Source organism: Vibrio sp. CJQ_6 (assembly GCF_043106745.1).
GTDB lineage: Bacteria > Pseudomonadota > Gammaproteobacteria > Enterobacterales > Vibrionaceae > Vibrio > Vibrio furnissii.
In genome coordinates this window covers 245883-265976 of the sequence record NZ_JBICMV010000021.1, presented here as the reverse complement: position 1 = coordinate 265976, position 20094 = coordinate 245883, and the positions used below count along the sequence as shown (strand labels likewise).

Annotated in this window: 17 protein-coding genes; 8 read left to right on the top strand and 9 right to left on the bottom strand. The window is 51.8% G+C overall.

Annotated elements, in window-relative coordinates; genetic code table 11:
- Positions 1-6 precede the first annotated feature (6 nt).
- Together ACF8PK_RS12020 and ACF8PK_RS12015 are read left to right on the top strand one after the other, a co-directional pair.
- On the top strand, positions 7-903 hold the full coding sequence (locus tag ACF8PK_RS12020) for a DMT family transporter (RefSeq protein WP_238795454.1): 897 nt from the start codon (positions 7-9) through the stop codon (positions 901-903).
- Between the two features lie 201 nt (positions 904-1104).
- The gene (locus ACF8PK_RS12015; RefSeq protein ID WP_038151845.1) at positions 1105-2121 is read left to right on the top strand and encodes a GGDEF domain-containing protein; all 1017 of its coding nucleotides are present in this window, start codon (positions 1105-1107) and stop codon (positions 2119-2121) included.
- Positions 2122-2250: 129 nt separating this feature from the next.
- On the opposite strand, the gene ACF8PK_RS12010 is transcribed toward ACF8PK_RS12015, so the two are convergent.
- Entirely contained in the window at positions 2251-2829 is a 579-nt protein-coding gene (locus ACF8PK_RS12010; RefSeq protein WP_004727595.1) for a malate synthase, read from the bottom strand.
- 158 nt (positions 2830-2987) lie between these two features.
- Here ACF8PK_RS12010 and ACF8PK_RS12005 point away from each other — a divergent pair, with 158 nt between their 5' ends.
- Positions 2988-4502 carry a DUF3612 domain-containing protein gene (locus ACF8PK_RS12005; protein WP_143679606.1) on the top strand — a complete coding sequence of 505 codons (1515 nt, stop codon included), beginning with the start codon at positions 2988-2990 and terminating at the stop codon, positions 4500-4502.
- A gap of 271 nt (positions 4503-4773) precedes the next feature.
- On the opposite strand, the gene ACF8PK_RS12000 is transcribed toward ACF8PK_RS12005, so the two are convergent.
- Both ACF8PK_RS12000 and ACF8PK_RS11995 read right to left on the bottom strand, forming a co-directional pair.
- The gene (locus ACF8PK_RS12000; protein ID WP_014257711.1) at positions 4774-5208 is read right to left on the bottom strand and encodes a DUF962 domain-containing protein; all 435 of its coding nucleotides are present in this window, start codon (positions 5206-5208) and stop codon (positions 4774-4776) included.
- A 33-nt stretch (positions 5209-5241) separates the two neighbouring features.
- Positions 5242-6603: a diguanylate cyclase gene (locus ACF8PK_RS11995; protein WP_004727592.1), complete on the bottom strand. Its 1362-nt coding sequence runs from the start codon at positions 6601-6603 to the stop codon at positions 5242-5244.
- 132 nt (positions 6604-6735) lie between these two features.
- Between ACF8PK_RS11995 and ACF8PK_RS11990 the strand changes: the two genes are divergently transcribed.
- Complete coding sequence (locus ACF8PK_RS11990) at positions 6736-7350, top strand: alpha-ketoglutarate-dependent dioxygenase AlkB (RefSeq protein ID WP_275724826.1); 615 nt, start codon at positions 6736-6738, stop codon at positions 7348-7350.
- Between the two features lie 106 nt (positions 7351-7456).
- Entirely contained in the window at positions 7457-8566 is a 1110-nt protein-coding gene (locus tag ACF8PK_RS11985; RefSeq protein WP_392441514.1) for a DUF3541 domain-containing protein, read from the top strand.
- Between the two features lie 134 nt (positions 8567-8700).
- Here ACF8PK_RS11985 and ACF8PK_RS11980 read toward each other — a convergent pair whose 3' ends face one another.
- Complete coding sequence (locus ACF8PK_RS11980; RefSeq protein ID WP_158164662.1) at positions 8701-9618, bottom strand: DMT family transporter; 918 nt, start codon at positions 9616-9618, stop codon at positions 8701-8703.
- A gap of 92 nt (positions 9619-9710) precedes the next feature.
- Here ACF8PK_RS11980 and ACF8PK_RS11975 point away from each other — a divergent pair, with 92 nt between their 5' ends.
- On the top strand, positions 9711-10607 hold the full coding sequence (locus ACF8PK_RS11975; RefSeq protein WP_392441512.1) for a LysR substrate-binding domain-containing protein: 897 nt from the start codon (positions 9711-9713) through the stop codon (positions 10605-10607).
- A 116-nt stretch (positions 10608-10723) separates the two neighbouring features.
- A complete protein-coding gene (locus ACF8PK_RS11970) occupies positions 10724-11962 on the top strand; it encodes a diguanylate cyclase (RefSeq protein WP_392441511.1) in 1239 nt (412 codons plus the stop codon).
- Positions 11963-11990: 28 nt separating this feature from the next.
- On the opposite strand, the gene ACF8PK_RS11965 is transcribed toward ACF8PK_RS11970, so the two are convergent.
- A complete protein-coding gene (locus ACF8PK_RS11965; RefSeq protein ID WP_004727586.1) occupies positions 11991-12284 on the bottom strand; it encodes a hypothetical protein in 294 nt (97 codons plus the stop codon).
- 221 nt (positions 12285-12505) lie between these two features.
- Here ACF8PK_RS11965 and ACF8PK_RS11960 point away from each other — a divergent pair, with 221 nt between their 5' ends.
- A complete protein-coding gene (locus ACF8PK_RS11960) occupies positions 12506-13354 on the top strand; it encodes a pirin family protein (protein ID WP_392441508.1) in 849 nt (282 codons plus the stop codon).
- Between the two features lie 158 nt (positions 13355-13512).
- On the opposite strand, the gene ACF8PK_RS11955 is transcribed toward ACF8PK_RS11960, so the two are convergent.
- The 4 genes from ACF8PK_RS11955 to tssM form a co-directional block, all read right to left on the bottom strand.
- Positions 13513-14199: a response regulator gene (locus ACF8PK_RS11955; RefSeq protein ID WP_004727584.1), complete on the bottom strand. Its 687-nt coding sequence runs from the start codon at positions 14197-14199 to the stop codon at positions 13513-13515.
- A 280-nt stretch (positions 14200-14479) separates the two neighbouring features.
- Entirely contained in the window at positions 14480-15880 is a 1401-nt protein-coding gene (locus ACF8PK_RS11950; protein WP_392441506.1) for an ATP-binding protein, read from the bottom strand.
- Positions 15874-16677 carry a protein kinase family protein gene (locus ACF8PK_RS11945; protein WP_392441504.1) on the bottom strand — a complete coding sequence of 268 codons (804 nt, stop codon included), beginning with the start codon at positions 16675-16677 and terminating at the stop codon, positions 15874-15876. Before ACF8PK_RS11945 ends, ACF8PK_RS11950 begins: the two co-directional genes overlap by 7 nt.
- Positions 16674-20084 (bottom strand): type VI secretion system membrane subunit TssM, encoded by a 3411-nt coding sequence (gene tssM / locus ACF8PK_RS11940; RefSeq protein ID WP_392441502.1) that lies wholly within the window; start codon positions 20082-20084, stop codon positions 16674-16676. The genes ACF8PK_RS11945 and tssM overlap by 4 nt, the downstream gene beginning before the upstream one ends.
- Positions 20085-20094 lie beyond the last annotated feature (10 nt).

Sequence of the window (20094 nt, the reverse complement as noted above, 5' to 3'; positions counted from 1 at the left end):
CTTTACATGAACATTTTACTTGCTATGATTCCTGCCTTCTTTTGGGGGACCACTTACGCGGTCACCAAATACACACTCGCCGACTGGCCGCCGCTGCTACTCGGCACCCTTCGCGCGCTGCCTGCCGGATTATTGCTGCTGGCGCTGCGCCCTCGCCTGCCAGAAAAATCAAGCTGGCGTCCACTGCTCACCATTGGTTTGGTCAATATCGCTGCCTTTTTCAGTCTCATTTTCGTGATGGCGTTGACCTTGCCTTCGGCCATTTCTGGGGTGGGAATGGTGTCGGTTCCCGTGTTTGCGATGTTTTACCACTGGCTGGTCAGTCGTCAACGCCCGTCATCGATGCAACTGCTCAGTGGCGCAGCCTTAATTGCGCTGGCATGGTTTCTGTTTGACCCGAAATCCTTAAACCTCAATCCGATTGGTTTGATGGCCTTATTTGCCGCTATTTTGTGCATTATTTTCGGCTCTACATTAACCAAATCACTGGGCGGTAAAACCCATTGGTGGAGCGTGTTGAGCTGGCAATTGATCATCGGCGGTGTGGCACTGGCGATCGCAACCTTGGTCCACGCGTATTTCGCCCCCCAAGCCTACCTCAATGCTCTCACGCACTTCAGCCTGCGCAATGGATTTGGCATTGCGTGGATTGTGTTGCTCAACACGGCGCTGGGTTACGGCCTGTACGTGTGGTTATTGCAACGCATGTCGGTGGTCGATTTTACCTTCGCAGGCGTTGCCAACCCGGTGGCGGGCATTGTGTGTGGTAGCGTGCTGCTCAATGAAGTGTTCCGCGCCGACCAATACGCACTGATGGCGGGTATGATCGTGATGTCCCTGCTGCCACAAGTGGTTTCACTGCTCCGCCAACGTCGCAAAGTCACGCTGGCATCGCCATCATAATGAGGATGGGCAAGTGTCATAAAGCGCTTGCCCGCCCCCTTTGCAGCACACAAGAATGCGTGCGATTGGTCACAGAGAGCAACGATAAACCTACAATCGTTCGAATTCCCCTCACTTTCCCTCGGTTTTTTTGCGGCGTTTAGAGGCGAGATCCGCTAATCTTAGCGTATTGAGTTTAGGTGCCTAACATTACGCCCCATAATGACTGACGACGACTTTAAGAAATCCACATCGAATCTAAAAAAGGCTGTTCCGCTGATGATGAAACATCATGTCGCGGCAACACCGGCTAACTACGCCCTTTGGTACACCTATGTCGATAACACCATTCCTCGCCTCAACCAGGAAATGGATGTTGTATTAGACAACTTCGGGCTGTGCCCGCCAGCATCTGGCGACTACCTTTACAAACAATTTATTGCCAGCAAAGCCGAAACCAGCGTGGGCGATCTGCGCGCCAATATTGAGCTGCTGGTGAGCGAAGTCGCCAGTTCCATGTCGGACACCATGACCGACACCACGGCGTTTGAAGCCATTATTGATAAAAGCTTTCGCGATCTGGAACGGGTTGAAAACGAGAACTTGTCGATTGAAGAAGTGATGACGCTGATCCGCCAACTGGTGAGTGAATCACGCGATATTCGCCACTCGACACGCTTTCTCAACAGTCAGTTAAAAAACGCCAGCGAAGAGATCACGCGCCTGAAAACCCAATTGGCCGAAGTGCAAAAAGATGCCCTGTTTGATGGCTTATCCGGATTGTACAACCGTCGCTCATTTGACGACGACTTGAGCGCCATGCTGCATGCGCAGCAATCCATCAGCATTGTGCTGCTTGATATTGACCACTTCAAAACCTACAACGACGATTTTGGCCACCTGTTTGGCGATACCGTCATTCGCGCACTGGCCAAACGCATTCAATCGAGCTGCCGTGAAGGCATTACGGCGTATCGTTTTGGCGGCGAAGAGTTTGCCTTGCTGGTGCCAAATCGTTCACTGCGCAGCGCGCGTCAGTTTGCGGATGCCCTGCGTCGTTCCATTGAAAAGTTGAGCGTGCGCGATCGCCGCACTGGGATGCAAGTCGGGAACATTACGGCGTCGTTTGGCGTAGCAGAAAGCGAACCCAATGACACGTTGGATATGCTCATCGATCGCGCCGACAAGATGCTCTACGAAGCAAAAAATCTTGGCCGTAACCGTGTGATGCCACTGTAGCTGCTCACAGTCAGCGCCACCGGTGCGACATCAGAAGCAGTAGAAATAGATAGATAGATAGATAGATATAGAAAATCCTCCCAGTTGGGAGGATTTTTTTATGGAGAGCATTTCATCAGGAAGAATGAATTACAGGTTGAAACAGTAGTTTAAGTAGTAATCTTCGCCGCTTTTCGCGGTGTATTCTTTGTCTTCACTGCAAGCCTGCGGTTTACCGCGTTCATCCCCTTTGATCAGACTGATCCAGTGACGCATCGCGGCGGTAGGCGTGGTGTCCTCGCTCATTTGTGTGAACGTGGTGCAGGTTTCCAATTGAATGTCGTCAATCTCCACCAACTCAACACACCCCGTGCCTTTCTGACACCCCAGCATCACTTCCACGTGGCAGCCGCTGCCGTCACGGAACAGAATCGAACATGGGTTATCTTTGCCACCGGTAAACGCAATGAAGTGTTTCGGATGCTTCAAGCCACTGTGGCGACCGTCTTTGAAATACGCCAAAACATGGTGGTAATCAATCACGTAGCTGGTAACGTCCTGGTGTGACCCTGTTTCCAACGGGAACAAACGGTCAAGCAATTGCTTCGCTTTCAGCTGTTTTTCACGTTGCTGGTTTGCGCTGATTGTCTCGACGGCGAAGACTGCTTCAGCGATAAAGGGTTTCTGTTGTTTTTGGATTTCTGTTTTATCGAAAGTCAGCATATTCATCGTCTTTCCCTCATGGATAACATTAGATTTCGTCCTAGAGCAAATATTCCAAACTTGCGTTTAATTTTCGGTCAAGTTTGTGACTTGCTTAATTTGTAGACTAGCGGATTTTTAACTACAATTTCACAACAAAAATTTTACAATGTGAATTTTACAAAATGGCCGTGTCAAAAAGCTTAGTTAGACAATCTCATTTTTTGGGAACAAAAGTGAGAAACTTAAGGAAACGCAACCACTTAACGATGGAAGACCTGTCGGCGCGTTGCATTCGCATCAATCCGGAGTACGCCCCTTCGGTTTCGTACCTGTCGATGATCGAACGCGGAAAACGCGTGCCCAGCGTCGAAATGTTGGAAGTGATCGCCGAAGTGTTCCAAAAAGATCCCGCATGGTTTCTGGACGATGAACCCGAGCAAGCCGACATCACCCCCGACAAAGGCAACCGCGGTGGCATCAGCGGTATGGCGTTGGAACCGAGCTTTCTGTTCTCCAACGACATTCTGCAAATTGCGATTCCCGAAATGCTGTCTCAAACCGGCATCACCGGGCGCCAGTTCGCTCACTTGCTGATTCGCGCGCACCAAGAAAGCTTGCAAAACCACTTTCCAGATCTGGAACGGGCGGCAGAAGACGTCGGTTTAAAGCGACTGAATTTAGCGGTGGAAGATCTGTTTGATATTGCGAAAAGCCTTGGCCTGACCATTCGCTGGGTACAACGCACGCCGCACGATGTGGTGGATGAATTGGGCGTGAGCGCGAAACAGTTGGTGACATCGTTCTTTGAACCACCGGGCACCATCTATCTCAATGAGATTTTGCGTCACTACCCCACGCGCCTCAAATACGATTTGGCGGTATACATCGGCCACAACGTACTGCACAGCAAAGATGGCCTCAAGAGCGTCCTTTCTGTCGGCCATACGCAAGGGTGGGAAGAGCAAGACGTACAACCGACCTCAGAACTCAACTCGCAAGATATTTTGCAAGCATGGCGCGACTTCGAATCGAGTTTCTTTGCTGGCGCTTTGCTGTGCCCTAAAGTGCCATTTCGTCAATTGCTTGACCGCAATGGCTATGAAATTGACGTTCACAAAAAGGCCGGCGTTTCACCGTCGGTGGCGATGCGCCGCATGACGGTGGTCTCGCCGTATCCGCATTGGCACTATTTCGACGCCTACGGCGAAGGCAAACTCAAAGCCGTGTATCGCGGTAATGGCATTCCTCTGCCTTGGGGTAACATGCGTAAAGTCAACGACCCCTGCCAGCACTGGGCAGTGTTCCGCCGTCTTTCTGAACCGCAAGATGTCAGCTCCGCGCAGATCTCCATTTTGAATGTTGGTGATGAGCCGCGAATTTACTGCTGTGAATCGGTCAACATGATTGATCCTGCGGGCAACAACCGCGTGCTGTGCGCGGGCATCGACCTGAACCCAGCCATTGCGGCGCAAGGCGGTGATGCGCGTTCAATCGCTGAAGAACTCAAAGCTTCTTGCGTGAGTCAAGGCGGCAGTACGGTGATCCCACGTCATATCAAAAAAGATCTGCTGACCATCGCCAAGATCTTGAACATCAACTGGATCGAACGCGGGATTGAAAATGATGCGCGATTGATTTGCTCGCGCGGCGCGGTGTGTCCGAGGAAGCCGAGTTGTTATGAGAAATGCGGTGGATGACAGGCATAAAAAAAGCCAATCGCAATAAGCGCGATTGGCCATATATATGTGTGAACAAGAAGGTTCACTAACAACGTCAGTTGGCTAGGTGACCCTCGGCTTAGAAGGGTCGATTTATATAAAGCACATAGCGTGCCAACTTTTAAACCCACGTAAATCGCGGGTTTTGGTTACTTTTTCACCGGTTTCATTACAACAGATATCATAATTGAATTGCAAATTGCGAATATATGCAGTTTGCAAATAGCATATGGGACTTTTTGCTTGCACTTTAATGCTTATAGAACACCCACAACGGGCCGATAAGCAGAAACTGTAGGTCGGCAAAAAAGGACGGTTTCTTGCCTTCAATCCGATGGCCAACAAATTGCGCGCCCCACAGCAGTACAAACAGCGCGAACGACAACGCCGCCAAGGGGAGCGCCATCGCCTCAACGCTCCACGCCAATCCGATGCACGCCAGCGTAAACCCCAGCATCATCAAACACACCGCCATCGAGAGTCGGGCGTAAAACCACAAGACCGGCACACTCACCAGCCAAATCCAGTGAATGTCCATCCCCAGCAGTGAGAGGGACGGTAACGACCAGATCAACCCCACGATGGATAAATAAATCCCCGGCACCGCGATATGGTGAATGGCTTGATTGGTGGGATGTTGGTGGCTGACGGCATACGCATCCAGCCACTGTTCGAGAGTTCGCATGATTCATCCTTGAATAACGAGAGTTCGACGGGGCTAATGGCGGCTTTGTCGCCGTTTGGCATGGTACATTCGCTCATCAGCCAGTTTGAGCAGCGCATCGGTACTGTCGATGTCATCTGTATACACAGCGTGGCCAATGCTGATATGTAAATCAATCAGATGCCCTTCATAAATTACCGGCGTGTGACAAAGCGCAGTGTCGACCATGCCCATCAAGGTTTTCACATCGTGTTCGACAATGCGTGGCAACAGCACCAAAAATTCGTCGCCGCCGATACGTGCAATCACATCCGACGCACGCAACACCGATTTGAGCCGTTCTGCACACGCAACCAACACTTTGTCCCCCGCGGCGTGGCCGTAGGTGTCATTGATGAGTTTAAATTTATCGAGGTCGATGTTGAGCAGCGCAAAGCTGTCGCCCCCCGCAGATTGACGCGCACGTTCAAAGAAGCTTTCCAGCGTAAACATAAAGTAGCGACGGTTCGGCAACCGTGTCAGTTCATCGTGCATCGCCCGTGTATTGGCCGTGCGATACAAACGATAAATGACCACAAACGCCATCGCCAGCAGCAGCGTCACGGGGTAGCCGATCAAACGCATCAAGTTCAACTGATACCAAGGAATGGTCAGCAACTGATCGTGCTTGTCTGCGGCGGCGATAACCCAACTGCCATAAGGGAAATGCACGGTTTCCGTGGCAAAGGCGTTGTCAAACGTACTTTGCAGGCCATAGAACACCTTCCCATCCATCCCCGAACTATCAATGCCGCGGATGGCGAAATCGTAGGAATAATTGAACGATTCAATCCCCGATGCCAAAAACAGTGATTCCCAATCCAGCACAATGCTGCACACGCCCCAATAGTTCTGGTTGGCGGGTGGATCGGTAAAAATCGGAATACGCACGATCAGCGCGCGGCCGCCTTGAACCAAATTCACAGGCCCGGCAATGAAGATCTGTTTCACGTCGCGCGCCTTCACGATCGACGCCCATTGGCTCGGCACCGTGCGATAATCAAGCCCCATGGCGGCCTTGTTGTCTTCGTAGGGAAAGATGTAGCGAATCACGTCATTGGGAGCAAGGCCAATCACCTTCAAATGTTTGCTTTCATGCAGGATGCGCGTGGCGAGTTTGTCCCAGTCCGGCATGCGGACATCGGGCCTGAGCGTGACTAAGGTCGAAAGGCTATTGGCCACGTAAATATCGGACAAAATCGACGCTTCCAGCCGAAATCGAATCAATGAGAGCTCTTCACGTGCATGCGACCGTAAACTGTCGCGAATGTACATGATCTGATGATTGTTGAGCAGCTCTATCAATCCAATACAGGAGAGAATAAACAGCAGAAACAGTGCTCGAAAAGACTTCCTTTTGCCTGAGATGTGACTCATGCAGCTCCTCGCTTTGCCCAGCTTTCATTGCGCCAGGTTCGATATCTATTATTAGCATAGCGGTTACTCGGCTAGAATAACCAAATCACGCCGCAAATCTATCACTAAACGACAATTTTATTGATATAAACTATGGAATCTAAAACCTTTAGTCTGTTTGCAGACGAACCTCAATGGCTCACGTTGCCCAATAGTCGCCTGTTGTGGGTCGAACATTTTCTCACGGAGCAAGAGGCTGATCATGCATATTCCGTACTCACTTCAGAATTGGATTGGCAGCAACAGGCGATCACCTTGTTTGGCAAGTCAGTGCTACAACCGCGCTTACAAGCTTGGTATGGCGAAAAAGCTTATACCTACTCAGGTTTGACCATGCAGCCGACGCCGTGGACTCCGTTGCTAGCAGCGTTGAAAGCGCGCTGTGAAGCCATGGCGGGGTGCGCGTTCAATTCCGTACTTGCCAATTTGTATCGAGATGGGCGCGATTCCATGGGCTGGCACCAAGACAACGAGCCTGAGCTCGGGCGCCAACCGGTTATCGCATCGCTCTCATTGGGGGAGTCGCGCCGTTTCGTGTTACGTCATCTGCACACCAAAGAGAAATTTGAGCTGACGTTAGGTCACGGCTCGCTGTTGGTGATGGCAGGCGACACCCAGCATGATTGGCAACATAGCCTGCCCAAAACCGCTCGCGCAAAAGCCCCACGCATTAATCTCACATTTCGTCATATTCGAGATGAGTGTTAACCCCACACTTCGGTGGTTTTTTACACAACGCTGACTCATTCCTCACGCGAATGTATTTTCACCGGCGTAACGTGTGACGTTATGTTCGGTTCACTCTCGGTTCACTATGTCGTTGCGTAAAACCAGTTTGGCGCTCCTGTTGAGCAGCGCTTTGTTGATTCCCTCGATTGGCGTACTAGCCCAAACGGTTCCTGCCACCGCAGGCACGCCGTACGCGCGCACCGCCGATCAAATCCGTCATACTTACGAAAGCCAATTGTTCACCTTGCCGGCCTTTAAAGAGGGGCATTATGGCCTGCGGATGTATCGTCAAACGCTTGATCACAAATACTCAGCCGCGGTGTGGAGCGACATGGCGCGGGTCGCGAGTCGTTTGAACTATTTTGCCGCTGAGGTGCACACACCTGAGCAAATTGCCCGTTATGCACAACAAGAATTGGCAGACTACCAAGACGAGACGGATGAGCGCTCCATGCTACGTTATCAGGTGTCTCAGAGTATGCCCGAATACCTGTACTTGGGCATCGACTTACTCGGTTCGATGGCCAGAGCCAACGAGTACGGTCTCAAGCACATCGACGATCAAAAGCTGCGAGACGTGATTCGCCGTTATGATTTTCGCAAGTACGCCACCAACGCCCCCATGATTGAAGCGTGGGCTGCGCAGCTCGCTAACCAAGTGTACTGGCTGCGTCAATTGGGTGAACAAGACGTGGTGGACGACTTCATTGAGGCGTTCCGCAACACCTATCCAGACCACAAAGACAGCGCGCTTTCAAGCCAGCAATACGGCAACAAACTCTATGGCATGACCCACATTATTTTTGCCGATTCGCAATACTATCAGCACACCGTGAGCGAAAAGCAGTATCAATGGATTTACGACTATTATCGCGCCAACATTGACACCATTTTGCAGCGCGCGAAAGAGGACATCATTGCAGAAGTCGGCATTTCCTTTCTGCTGGCAGGGTTAGATGACGATCCCGTGGTTGAGAAAACACGCCAAGCCATTCAACAGGCCGTCAACCAAGACGCAGGCATGGTGCCATCAACCGCCGGCAGCACCAATATCTCTGAAGGAGAACATCGCAATGTGTTGGCCATCATGCTGCTCGATTGGAAAGGGGTGCACGACGCACCAACCATTCAACATCAACCCGAGGTGTTCAGTAGCCTGCCTTACGGCTTAGTCGCCGATGACCGCGTGCACTGAGCCAGCCGAAACACCGTCACCCGCAATAAGCGGCCGATCAAAAAAAGGGGCGATTCGCCCCTTTTCTCTTGCTTCATCAATGACTTTTCTGTGCTTTTATTCGCTTGATTCTTTTCATGGCAAGCCCCACTGACTTAAGCAGAATGCAACTTGTGCGTCACCGCCGCTTTCCATAACTTGGGTAACACGCTGGTGCTCACCGTCGCCACGATAATCAGCGCCAATCCCAGCTTTTGTGCGGGCGTGTAAGTGACATTGAAAAACAGCAGTTGCAGCGCCGCCGTAAACAGCAAATTGGTAAAGATCAAGGGCGCAAGTTGCGAACCCGACGCTGCCAAGCGGTAGGCTTTGGCACGGAATACCTGCGTGTTGATCACCAGCAGCGACACCGCCACCATCGTGACAGCGATCAGTGCGAGGTGACGGTCGAACACCACCTGATGCGCATCGTGCCACGGCACCACGCTCAGCATCGGCAGCAGCAACACGGCCGCCATGGTAAAACTCCACACATTAATTTCCGCCGAACGCATACTGCTTTTCGAAGCGCGATACAAACTCAATTGAGACCCCGCATTAAACAGGCCTGCGAACAACCCCGCCATCAGCTCTGGTCGCCACTCAATTTGCGCGACATTGCCCGACAGCAGCAGCACACCGCAAAACGTTGCGACCAAACCCAACACTGTCGCCCAAGGCATGCGCACACCAAAGATGAGTTTTTCTAACAACGGAATGAACAAAGGCCCAGTGCTGAACAACACCACACTTTCCACCAGCGACAGATGCTGCAACGAATAAATAAAGCACAACTGACAGGTGGCAAGGCAAATCGCCCGCACCGCCAACGGCTTCCACATGGCGCGATTGGGGACATTCAAACGAGTCATTGAGAGCACTGCCCATAGAATCAAAGCGGGCACTGCAAAACGAAGAAAACTAAGCAGGCTCACGGGAATGGCCGTGGTGAGATATTTGGTCAGTAACCCCGTGACTGACAAGCTCGCGGTTGACGACAACATAAACACAACGGGCAAAAATTTGTTTGGCATATAAGACTCCTTAACCTGAGCGTCATGGTACGCCGATGACATCGCAAAGAATAACGAGTAATATTGACCAAACCTGTTAGGAAAACTTACATATGCGTAAACTGATCCCACTCAAATCGCTCTACACATTTGTGGCCGTCGCCGAAACCGGCAGCATGACGGAAGCCGCACAAGTGCTGAGTGTCAGCCACTCGGCGGTCAGTCAGGCCATCAAATCACTGGAAAGTCAGCTCAATCAGCCTCTATTTAATCGCGTCGGTCGCACCGTCACCTTGAACAATGCTGGGCAAAAGTACTATCGCAAAGTCGCCCCCGCGCTCGAACAAATCGTCGATGCGACCGAGTCCATGCTGGTCACGCACAACACCAATCGCTTGACGCTCAACATGATTAACTCACTGGCGCTGCACTGGTGGATTCCGAGGGTGCCCACCTTTCAAGCGTTCGCCCCGAACGTCGATATTCGGATTTCCACCTTAACCGGCGCGTTTTCGCTCGAAGTCGAGGGGGTGGATGTAGCGCTGATCCATGGTGTCGAACAAGAGTGGCAGAGCTATTATTGTGAAAAGCTGGCCGATGATGAATTGGTGTTGGTCTGCCACCCCGAATTGGTGGCGGCACAGCCGACGTCCGCCACAGCGCTGTTGCAACATTATCCGGCGATTGTGGCAGCGAACCCGCGACGCCAAAGTGATTGGGCCATTTGGTGCCAAGCCAACCAGTTGCCGCTCCCGCCACAACAGAAGAACCTGACCTTTTCCACATCGGCGCAGGCCGTGCAAGCGACCATGCGCAAACTGGGCGTGTTCGTCACCCACCGCCAATTTGTGCGCGAGGAGATTGAGCTTGGCTTACTGATTGAGATCGGCCACAGCACGCTGCATCCCGAACAAGGATTCTACTTTGCCTGTCCCAAAGACAAGCTCAAACTGGAGAGCGTGTTGTTGCTGCGCAAATGGTTAAAGCAGGAGTTTGCTCACGCCGAATAAAGAATCTTTTGAAAACATTGAATTAGGTCACACGCTTTTTTTCATACCTTGCTTCAGACATTCAATTCTTAACTAGACTGTACTTGACCGATTTTATATCAAGGATGAGACACGGAATGAAAAGTCTGGTAGGACGACAACTTAAAGAGATGGCCGAACTCGGTCGTCTGCGGAAACAGAAAGTCGTGCTGATCAGTTCCATCCTTGCTGCCACCGTCTTAAGCTTGAACGGCATTCTGCTCTACCTTGACGAGAAATTTCTCTACTGCCTGTTTAATGTGAGTTGCGCCGTGGTCGCCTTCGGCAACGTGATCTACTTGCGCCGCAAACGCTCCCGCCATGCTGACCTGATCCTAACCAGCTTGCTCTTGGCACAAGCGATGGTACTGCTGGTGCTCGGCGATATTGAAGGCAATAAGCTGTTTTGGATTTGTCCGATTGTCGCTGCCATCATCTTCATTAACCGCTTTCAAACCGGGCTGTTTTTGAGTGTCGGCTTTTGCTTGCTCTCTGCACTGTCGGTGCTCACCCACCATGCTGAGCAGCCACCCAACACGATTCTGGCATCCGACTACTTTATTCTCAGCCTGATCTCCCTCACCGCGATCTGCAACACCTCGGCGTATTTCTACTCCAAAGCCATGCGCTACATTCATTCACTGTATCGCGAAGGCATTGAGGAGCTGGCGTATACCGACCAGCTAACCGGGCTGGCAAACCGCTGGAGCTTTGAAAACTGGGCGACCAGCAAACTTGCCGAGCGCAAAGAGCCCCACAGCATCACCGCATTGGTGTTTCTCGATATCGATAATTTTAAAGCGATCAACGATAACTATGGTCACGATGTGGGCGACCGCGTGCTGAAACACTTTGCCCAACGATTGAGAAACAATGTGCGCCATCGCGACCGCCGCACCGAGCGCCACGATTATTCCATCGCGCGCTTTGCTGGCGATGAGTTTGTGTTGCTGCTGTATGATGTCAACACGCTGACCGATCTCGACAACATTCTGCATCGCATCAGTCATCTGTTCGAAGACCGTTATCAGGAAAGAGAGACGAAGTTGCTGAACCATTTAACGGTCAGCGCAGGCGCGGCATTGTTCCCGCAAGATGCCGATAATTTGGAAGAGTTGACCCGCTGCGCCGACAAAGCCATGTACGCGGCCAAGCATGGGGGCAAGAATCAGTACCGTTACTACCAAAGCGTGAGCGCGCAACACGATGGGCAAGCGGTGGAAGTGCCACGCGCCAATGCACCTCTCACTGATGCACCTCGCACCGATATGTCTCGCTCCGATGCACCGCGTCATGTCACGCCGCTGGCTCACGTCAAGTCGTCACGACACTCATAACGTTGACCCCCTCACCGATGCCGTATCACTAACCACTCATGTACATGATCCACAGGCAGGTGATGGCAAACACCACCAGCCAAATGGCATAGCGAGCTGCATTGGGTTTATTTTCTTTCGCTTTGATCACCGGCCGCATCGCCGCACGGCGCGCGCGTCGAGCAACTTCCACGATCGACGGCGCGTCATGCTCACGCTGCTCTTGACGTTTTTGCTGCGCGCTATTGGCCGCGCGAGTAAAACGCTGCAGTTGGTCCAGCGTCATGTCGTCATCAGGGTTGTAACGCGGATTCTGGTCGGTATGTTTGGGAAGCACAGCCATCGTGACCTCCTCGTAATCAATTCATCTGTTTAAATTATAGACTAACTCAATACATCGTGTCGCCGCTGGCTGGCCGCAGCCAATATCGCCCTCTTTACTCCTTTCGGCATGCAGATTGTGGATTGTTCGAATTTATCGAATGACTGCCTCGAATGCGCCCCCTCCTTCTTTGTCCCACACTGCACTACAATTCAAACAAGTTCCACCAACGGAGAAGAACCATGAGCAAAGTAAGAGATATTCGTCAGCTGATCCCCGCGCAGGCCACGTCTGACGGTGACGGCGTAAAAATCCGTCGTATCGCCGGATTCAATAACGCGAGCTTCTCACCGTTTCTGATGGTGGATGAACTGAAATCGGACGAACGTAAAGATTACGTCGGCGGCTTTCCTCCTCATCCACATCGAGGCATCGAAACTTTAACCTATATGCTGCAAGGGCACTTTCAGCACCGCGATCATATGGGCAATATCGGCGAACTGCGCAGCGGTGGCGCTCAGTGGATGGCTGCAGGGCGAGGTGTGATTCACAGCGAAATGCCGATCATGGAAAACGGCGATTTGCACGGTTTCCAAATTTGGATCAACCAACCGGCGCGCGACAAAATGATTCCGGCCAAGTACCACGATTTTCAGCCAGAAACCATCACTGAATATCGTACGCAGCAGCTGGGATTACTCCGCGTGATCGCAGGTGACATTCAGGCCAATGGCGAGGCGTTACAAGGCCCACTGACACAAACCGGTGTACCGGCAACCGTGGCAGATTGGCAAACTGGCCCTGGCGGTGAGTTAAACGTGGCAACCATCGAGTCACACACCATGATGGTGTATGTCTACAAAGGCAGCATCAAGGTCGGCAGTCGCGTGGTGATGCAAGGCGAGATGGCATTATTGTCACGCGGTGAACAGGCGACGTTATTTGCCAGTGATACCAGCGGCGCGCTGATTTTTATCGGCGAACCCATCAACGAACCGGTCGTGCATTACGGGCCATTTGTAATGAATAGCGTGCAAGAAATTGAAGAGGCGATTCACGATTACAACGCCGGTGTATTTGAAACGTATTGATGATTAATGGATGTTGGCGTCTGCATTGGGCGCCATGTCCACACACAAAGCAACCCATCCATTGCCGGCTTTTGTGTTGTTCTGCCACACTCGATGAGTGTGGCAGTTTTTTGTCTATCGACTAGCACGTTGAATGCAAGATAGGGAAGTGAAAAGGATCATTCAACCTTGTAGCCAACACCGTAAATGGTGTGGATGACCTCACCCGAACAATTGAGCTTTTTGCGTAAATTTCGCATGTGGCTGTCAATGGTTCGGTCATTGATGATGCGATCATCGGTGTAACACGTTTGCATCAGCACCTCGCGTGAAAAGATGCGGCTTGGCCGAATCATCATCGAATGCAGCAAACGAAACTCCACGGGCGTCAGGTCAACCCCTTTGCCATCCGCAATGCATACAAAGCGGTCCATATCGAGCGTAATCGTCCCATAACTGACTCTACGCTCATTGCTGTGTTCATCTCCACTGTTTTTCTGATTTTGCACTCGACGTAAGATGGCGCTGACCCTCGCAACCACTTCGTTGGGCAAAAACGGTTTACAGACATAATCGTCTGCCCCGATATTCAGACCGTTTAACCGATCCGCTTCATCCACTCGCGCGGTGAGGAGAATAATCGGTACTTCATTTCCCATGGCTCTCAGTTGACTACAAATCGTAAATCCACTGACTTCCGGTAGCATCACGTCAAGAATGACGACGTCTGGGTTCCCATTGGTGATTTCGGCCACCGCATTTTTTCCTGAACTGAGGATGCGGCATTCGTAATCATGTTTTGTCAGGTAATCTGACAGTATTTCTGCAATTTTTATTTCGTCTTCTACAACATAGACAAGCGCCATTCTTATTATTCCTGTTTAAGCAGTGAATGTTTTGTGGCGTCTTCAGAATCAATTTTTATGGTTTTTACCGATTCCGATCCGCAATGCAACTGGCGAGCTTAACACTGTTAACATTGTTAACAAAGCGTTGTGATGCAAGGGCTCGACGTACTTAAAAGCCTAATCCAAGTTGCATAGGAATCTATTTTCTTAATAAAAAATGGTGTCTGATCCGCAAAAAAGATCGCGATGTTTCTCGTTTCCATGCGCACTTTCCGACCCCTGCCACACAAACACCCCCTTAATGGCGGGGCAGTTCCACGACCACCTCTAAACCGCCGCAATCCGACGGGATGGCTTTGATGGTGCCTTGATGCGCATCGGCGATGTTTTTGCAGATCGCCAACCCAAGCCCTGCCCCGGTGTGGGCACGATTGCGCGAGCTGTCTTCACGATAGAGCGGATCAAACAAGTATTGGCAATTTGCCAATGAAACACTCGGCGCAGAGTCACTCACTTTAATCACCACATGCTGTTTGGTTTGATACAGCATCACTTGAATCACACCCGGCGCATCGGTGTAGTTCAGCGAGTTATTGAGCAGGTTCTTCATCAGTTGCAGTATGCGTGAGCGGTCGGCCGATGTGACGGCAGACTGACCAGCAAACGTCATCGTCAGCCCTTTCTCTTCCGCCTTCCATTGCATCGCATCCACGGCTTCACTGAGCACATCAAACAGGTCGACCCGCGCAAATTCATAGCGCAACCCGCCAATGTCCGACAGAGAAAGTTCGTAGATATCATCAGTAAACTTACGCAATTGGTCGACTTCTTGCTCGATTGACCGCAAACGATCCATATCGAACTGACGCACGCCATCTTTAATGGCCTGAATTTCCCCCGTGAGCACGGTCAGCGGTGTGCGCATGTCATGAGAAATGTTGGCCAACCACGTTTTACGCGACAACATCGAACTGTGTAGGATGTGCGCCAATTGGTTCACATCACGCATCAGTGTGCCCATTTCATCCTTGGAATCGTCCACCAAATGAATGTCGTAATCCCCGCTCGACATGCGATGAATCGCGCTGATCACCTCACGCGTGCGGCGCAGCAGAAAAATAGACAAGCCATAAGAGACCATAAAACTGATGATCAAGCTGATGCCCCCCAACCACAAGCTGCGTTCAAACTGCGTGCGGGAGACCTGCGTTTCCATCGTGTCTTTGAAATGACGCACCGGCAGGCTTTTCAGCCACGCCACCGTTTTTCCCTCAAATCGCAGGGGCACGCGCACCGCATTGGGCTGCTCGTTGCTTAAAATGGCTGCGCCGGCGATAAAGTGACCGTTGAGATCAAACAGCGCCGCACTTGGTGCTTTCACGCCAGGCAGCGGCTTGTTCGGAAAGCGGTTCAGATTTGGCCCTTCGGGATGCTTGGGAAAGCTGGCCAAAATGGCGCTGATCTCATTTTTCGGCATCGCACGAATGTTCTGCCCCGACAGCACATAGAGATCGACCAGCTGAGGAGACAACATCTCCAGTCGCGTTTGTTCCAGTGCATTGGTGTAATCAAAAAATCCCTGTTCATAGCTCCAGCGTGCCATCAGTAGCATCGCTGCGGTCAAGGTCAGCATCATGGTCATCAACACCAGCTTAAGCTTCTGCATGAGGTTGAGTCGCTGCCAGATTTTCTTCAACATGACGTCTCCGTGTCGCCAAACGATGTCAGTCCACAAGACCATTGCGGTGCTGTGTCTAATTTGGCGCCTAAATCCAATCGAATCGCTGAAATCCACTGTGCCAGTGTCTTTGCGACTTCATCCGATACGCCCCAATCCGAGGATTTCAACGCCACCAGCGTCAATACTGCACCGACCGTCGAACATGCTGCGAGCTGAGAGGGCGCAGCGAGCAAAGCCATGCAAATCAGCAGGGCGTAGAAGTCGTGTTCCACGCTCGCCACAGGGCTAGACGACGGGTAGTGAAAGCTGGGCGTAAACTGCACCATACCACGTTCTTTCCACGGGTCACCGATTCTTCGTGCATTGGCAAAGTCAACAAAGCAGGCCGCCATCGTCGGCAAACAGAGAATGTTGCTGGGCTTGATGTCCCCATGCACCACGCCCGATGCGTGCAACAATGCCAAACGGCCGAGCAACGTCGGAAGGCTGTGCGCAAACCATTGATGGACATGAGGAGCATCGTACCCCGGCCACACCAACGCGGCCGATTGGCCTTCCAAATACGTGGTCACCAGAACGGTCTTATCGGCCGTTTTGTGGAGTGATAACGTCCGGTGCAACGGCATGTCCAGATGACGCAAACGCATTAACCACAGCGCTTCCCGTTGTAGCACATAGGCATCTTCCACCGTTTCACCAAATTTCACCCGCCATGCCTGTTGTTCATCACGCACCAGCAGGCAGCGGCGCCCCAGTCGGATTCGCTCCCCGTCGGGGAGCAAACCTTCCAGCCATGTTGGTATCAGGCAACTCATAGTTCGATTGGAATGGTCAGGCCATCAAAGAAACGCGGGGCAAACGGCTGGGCCGCACTTTTCGACTTAATTTGCAGGCTGACTTCGTTGTTGGCTGACTGATAGCGCCAAGCCACATCATCACTGCCCACCACAGCGGCGCTCTGCATCTTGTCCGCAACGCGGAACCAGCTCCATTCACCGCTCAGTTTTTCGCGGGTTTCTGCCCCTTTGTCATCTTTGGTGATGATGGCGATGTCCTGCGTTTGGTTCGCCGGAATCGGCCAACTGAGCGCTTGCCACAATAACGGTCCATTGCGGTATTCAAACAGTTTGCTGCCTGATTCGAGCGTAAATCCTGTCAAGTCCGGCGACATCTTTTCCGCCCGCAGTAAAAACTCGACGCCGACACGGCCATCAATAAACAGGCCACTTTGCATGCGTTTGACCGCATCACTGAATGGTTGATATGCATCGGACAGTGGCAATGTCTGATTGGCGATAAAGCCTTTCAACTGAGTTTGACGCCCATGCGTCAGGTCAAAGTAGGCGGCGTATTTCTGCGCGAACTCATCAAACTGACCTCCGGATTGAAAGAAATCAGCAAAATCGGCCAACGAGGCATCAAACTCCGCCTGCTTATCGAAAGGATAACGGCCGGCAAAGTGACGCACATACCCGCCGTACAACACACTCCAGTCGTGGTTGATCACCGCTTTCATCGCACTTTGTGCCAATCGGTTGGTCGTTCGTGCCACGCCGCGCATCAACATCGGCAGAACGGGATCATTGTAATCTGCCGCCAGGGCATTGAGCTGCGCCAACGGGTTATTCGAATCGGTGTTTTGCAACTGCGCCAAGAAGTAGCTGCCGCGATCCTGTGTTTCTTTGGATTTCGCAATCCAATCACCGGTCTGTTGCAGTTGCGAAAGCGCAATGCTCAGTCGGCTTTGTCCCGCGTCGTTCACCGCCACCAGTTGATGCATCGCCTTAAACGGCGCAGCAATCGAGGCTCGCACCCGTTCGCTGGTATTGCTGATCGCAGTCACATTCGGCTCACCCGCCTCCGTCTGTTGCTCTTTGGCTTCACGGCTCTCTTTGGGCGCAGGTTCACCTTCTTTCTTCTGGCTCAGATTGGTATGCACCGCGACCAGATGGTAGAACTGACTGAGTGGCGAGTAGACCGGGTCGACCGTCATCTCAATCTGCTTGCTGACCTCGCCCCATCCCGACACGTCCACCCAACTGACGTTGGCCATTAACGCTTGCCAATATCGGACATAATCACCGATATAGCGTTCACGCAACTGACGGTTAATGCGGTTCATTTCAGCGTCACCGCTGATATTGCCCATCACGCCCTCGTAAGATTTGATCGCCTCTGACGCCAGCTGAAAGCCGGTTTCGTTGTACAGATCCTCAAAGCCTTCACGGGTAAACAGGTACGGAATCAAATAGCCGGTAAAACCCGGTTTGAACACGAACACGTTCTGATAAGACGGATTCAGCTTGGTGCGCATATCGACACGGCGTGAAAAATCCGGGTGTTGCAAAATGTGCTGATAAAGCAATTCACTGATGTCGTTGGCCGACAACGATTTGCGCACCAGCGCCAGTAACTCCGGTTCGGCGTCTGGTGGCGTGGCCCCGCTGCGCAGCAAATCTTCGGCCAATGCTGTGAAGCGTTCAAGCAGTGCGACATCGCCTTCCCCTTCCTCTTTGAGCGAGGTCAGGTAGTAATTGACCAGTGAATCGACATCATCGCGATGCTTGCTGTAGAGGATCTGATGATAGTTCAGCAGCTCCAGCATTTTCACTTTGTCATCCAGTGAGTTGTAGACAAACAGATCTTTGAGGATGTAGTCGCGCATCAGGGTCAGCAGTACGCTGCTCAGTTCTTCATAATAGGTTTGATGCACAAAACGTCTGATACTGGAATCTGGCAGCCAGTCACTGACATACCAAGGACGATGCTGTTTGTCGTACAGAGTATTGATGTCTCGCAGCTCCGACAAGCTGAATACCGGCGATGAGAGATCATCGGCAACCATTGTGTCCTGCTTCAGGTTCTCTTTGTATTGATTGAGTTTGATCAGCGCTTGATTGTCCAAGGCCTGCTGATAGTCGAAACTCGCCTTTAACATCCACAAAAATCCCCCAAACAGCAGCAATAAGCCACCGAAAACCGCAACTCGCGAAGCGCGGTAACGCCATTCACGTTGGCGGTATACCCCCACCAACGGCGCTTCTTTGACAATACAACTGCGAAACAGATTCTTGCCAAATAGGCTCGGGCTGGAGGCATGTTGCTGCGTTCCGGCCAGCGATTCAAAGCCAAGATCGGAGGCATGCATGTAGGTCAAAATGTCAGTGGATGCCCCTTCTCCGCCGACGTTGACGAAGAAGAAGCCACGAAAATGCAACGTAACTTCATCAAACGCATGCTGGCTGAAGGTGAGTGACAAGAAATCTTCAATGTCGTAGCGCAGCGCCGACAGTTGGAAAATGCCCGCCACCGATGCGGCGCGATAATCGGCATGTAATTGCTGCTTGAGCGATTCGCTGGCCGTGACCGCCAAGCGTCGCGTCAGGTCGTCAAACGATTCATCAAACCACGCTTTGTCATACCCTTTGCCTTCGTCAACCGGACGCAACACGCCAAAAGGTTGCTCGCGTGCGGCTTCATCCAAGGTCGAGAACAACTCACAAAAATCACGCACTGCGGCCATATTGGTCAACACGCAGTAGGTGGGTAGCGACAATCCGGTGCGTTGGTTTAAATCACTCAGCAGCGTTCGATACTGTTGGCTGAACTCACTGACCGCCATTTCGTTTTTCTGCAACAGGTGGTCGAGGTCCACCGTGCACAGCACGCCATTAAACGCCTGACGGTCGCGTTTTTTCATCACCAGTTCACACACCACATCCAAACTGGCTTGGCGTGTGGCGAGCGGAAAACTCATATCAACGGAGATCAGCACCGCACTGTCGGACACCCAAAAGCGCACCGCAATCAAATCATCTGGTACGGGTTCGATGGATTCGACACTTTCAAACCCCATTTGCTGCAACCAACGAACGTCAGAATTGACGTCTGCCGACACATGCACATACCAAGGCACATGATACGGGTTAGAAGTCACCTTGCTGTGCTTTTTCCAAATCAATGCAAAGCGGTTTTTGAGCACGCGCTTGCGCCACTCGTCGTGCAGCTTGAGGGTTTCATCCACTTTCGGACGACGCAAATAGGCGTACACTCCCCACCCCACCAGCGCCAGAATCAGCACCATCATCATCACTTGCAGCGCCACCGCCCACCACGGCGTCAGCCAGTAAGTCTCGGTCAGCCACAACACCACACTCGTCACGAGGCCAACCAGGCATGCCGCCAGCGTTGAAAAGAGAATGGCTTTTTTCTTATCCATCATGTTGTTTACA

Coding starts and splice junctions, on each gene's coding strand:
- tssM (WP_392441502.1), bottom strand. CDS start 20,084: ATGATGGATAAGAAAAAAGCCATTCTCTTTTCAACGCTGGCGGCATGC.
- ACF8PK_RS11955 (WP_004727584.1), bottom strand. CDS start 14,199: ATGGCGCTTGTCTATGTTGTAGAAGACGAAATAAAAATTGCAGAAATA.
- ACF8PK_RS11995 (WP_004727592.1), bottom strand. CDS start 6,603: ATGAGTCACATCTCAGGCAAAAGGAAGTCTTTTCGAGCACTGTTTCTG.
- ACF8PK_RS11950 (WP_392441506.1), bottom strand. CDS start 15,880: ATGTTGAAGAAAATCTGGCAGCGACTCAACCTCATGCAGAAGCTTAAG.
- ACF8PK_RS12010 (WP_004727595.1), bottom strand. CDS start 2,829: ATGAATATGCTGACTTTCGATAAAACAGAAATCCAAAAACAACAGAAA.
- ACF8PK_RS11990 (WP_275724826.1), top strand. CDS start 6,736: ATGGAATCTAAAACCTTTAGTCTGTTTGCAGACGAACCTCAATGGCTC.
- ACF8PK_RS11975 (WP_392441512.1), top strand. CDS start 9,711: ATGCGTAAACTGATCCCACTCAAATCGCTCTACACATTTGTGGCCGTC.
- ACF8PK_RS11965 (WP_004727586.1), bottom strand. CDS start 12,284: ATGGCTGTGCTTCCCAAACATACCGACCAGAATCCGCGTTACAACCCT.
- ACF8PK_RS11960 (WP_392441508.1), top strand. CDS start 12,506: ATGAGCAAAGTAAGAGATATTCGTCAGCTGATCCCCGCGCAGGCCACG.
- ACF8PK_RS11985 (WP_392441514.1), top strand. CDS start 7,457: ATGTCGTTGCGTAAAACCAGTTTGGCGCTCCTGTTGAGCAGCGCTTTG.
- ACF8PK_RS12005 (WP_143679606.1), top strand. CDS start 2,988: ATGGCCGTGTCAAAAAGCTTAGTTAGACAATCTCATTTTTTGGGAACA.
- ACF8PK_RS12020 (WP_238795454.1), top strand. CDS start 7: ATGAACATTTTACTTGCTATGATTCCTGCCTTCTTTTGGGGGACCACT.
- ACF8PK_RS11970 (WP_392441511.1), top strand. CDS start 10,724: ATGAAAAGTCTGGTAGGACGACAACTTAAAGAGATGGCCGAACTCGGT.
- ACF8PK_RS11980 (WP_158164662.1), bottom strand. CDS start 9,618: ATGCCAAACAAATTTTTGCCCGTTGTGTTTATGTTGTCGTCAACCGCG.
- ACF8PK_RS11945 (WP_392441504.1), bottom strand. CDS start 16,677: ATGAGTTGCCTGATACCAACATGGCTGGAAGGTTTGCTCCCCGACGGG.
- ACF8PK_RS12015 (WP_038151845.1), top strand. CDS start 1,105: ATGACTGACGACGACTTTAAGAAATCCACATCGAATCTAAAAAAGGCT.
- ACF8PK_RS12000 (WP_014257711.1), bottom strand. CDS start 5,208: ATGCGAACTCTCGAACAGTGGCTGGATGCGTATGCCGTCAGCCACCAA.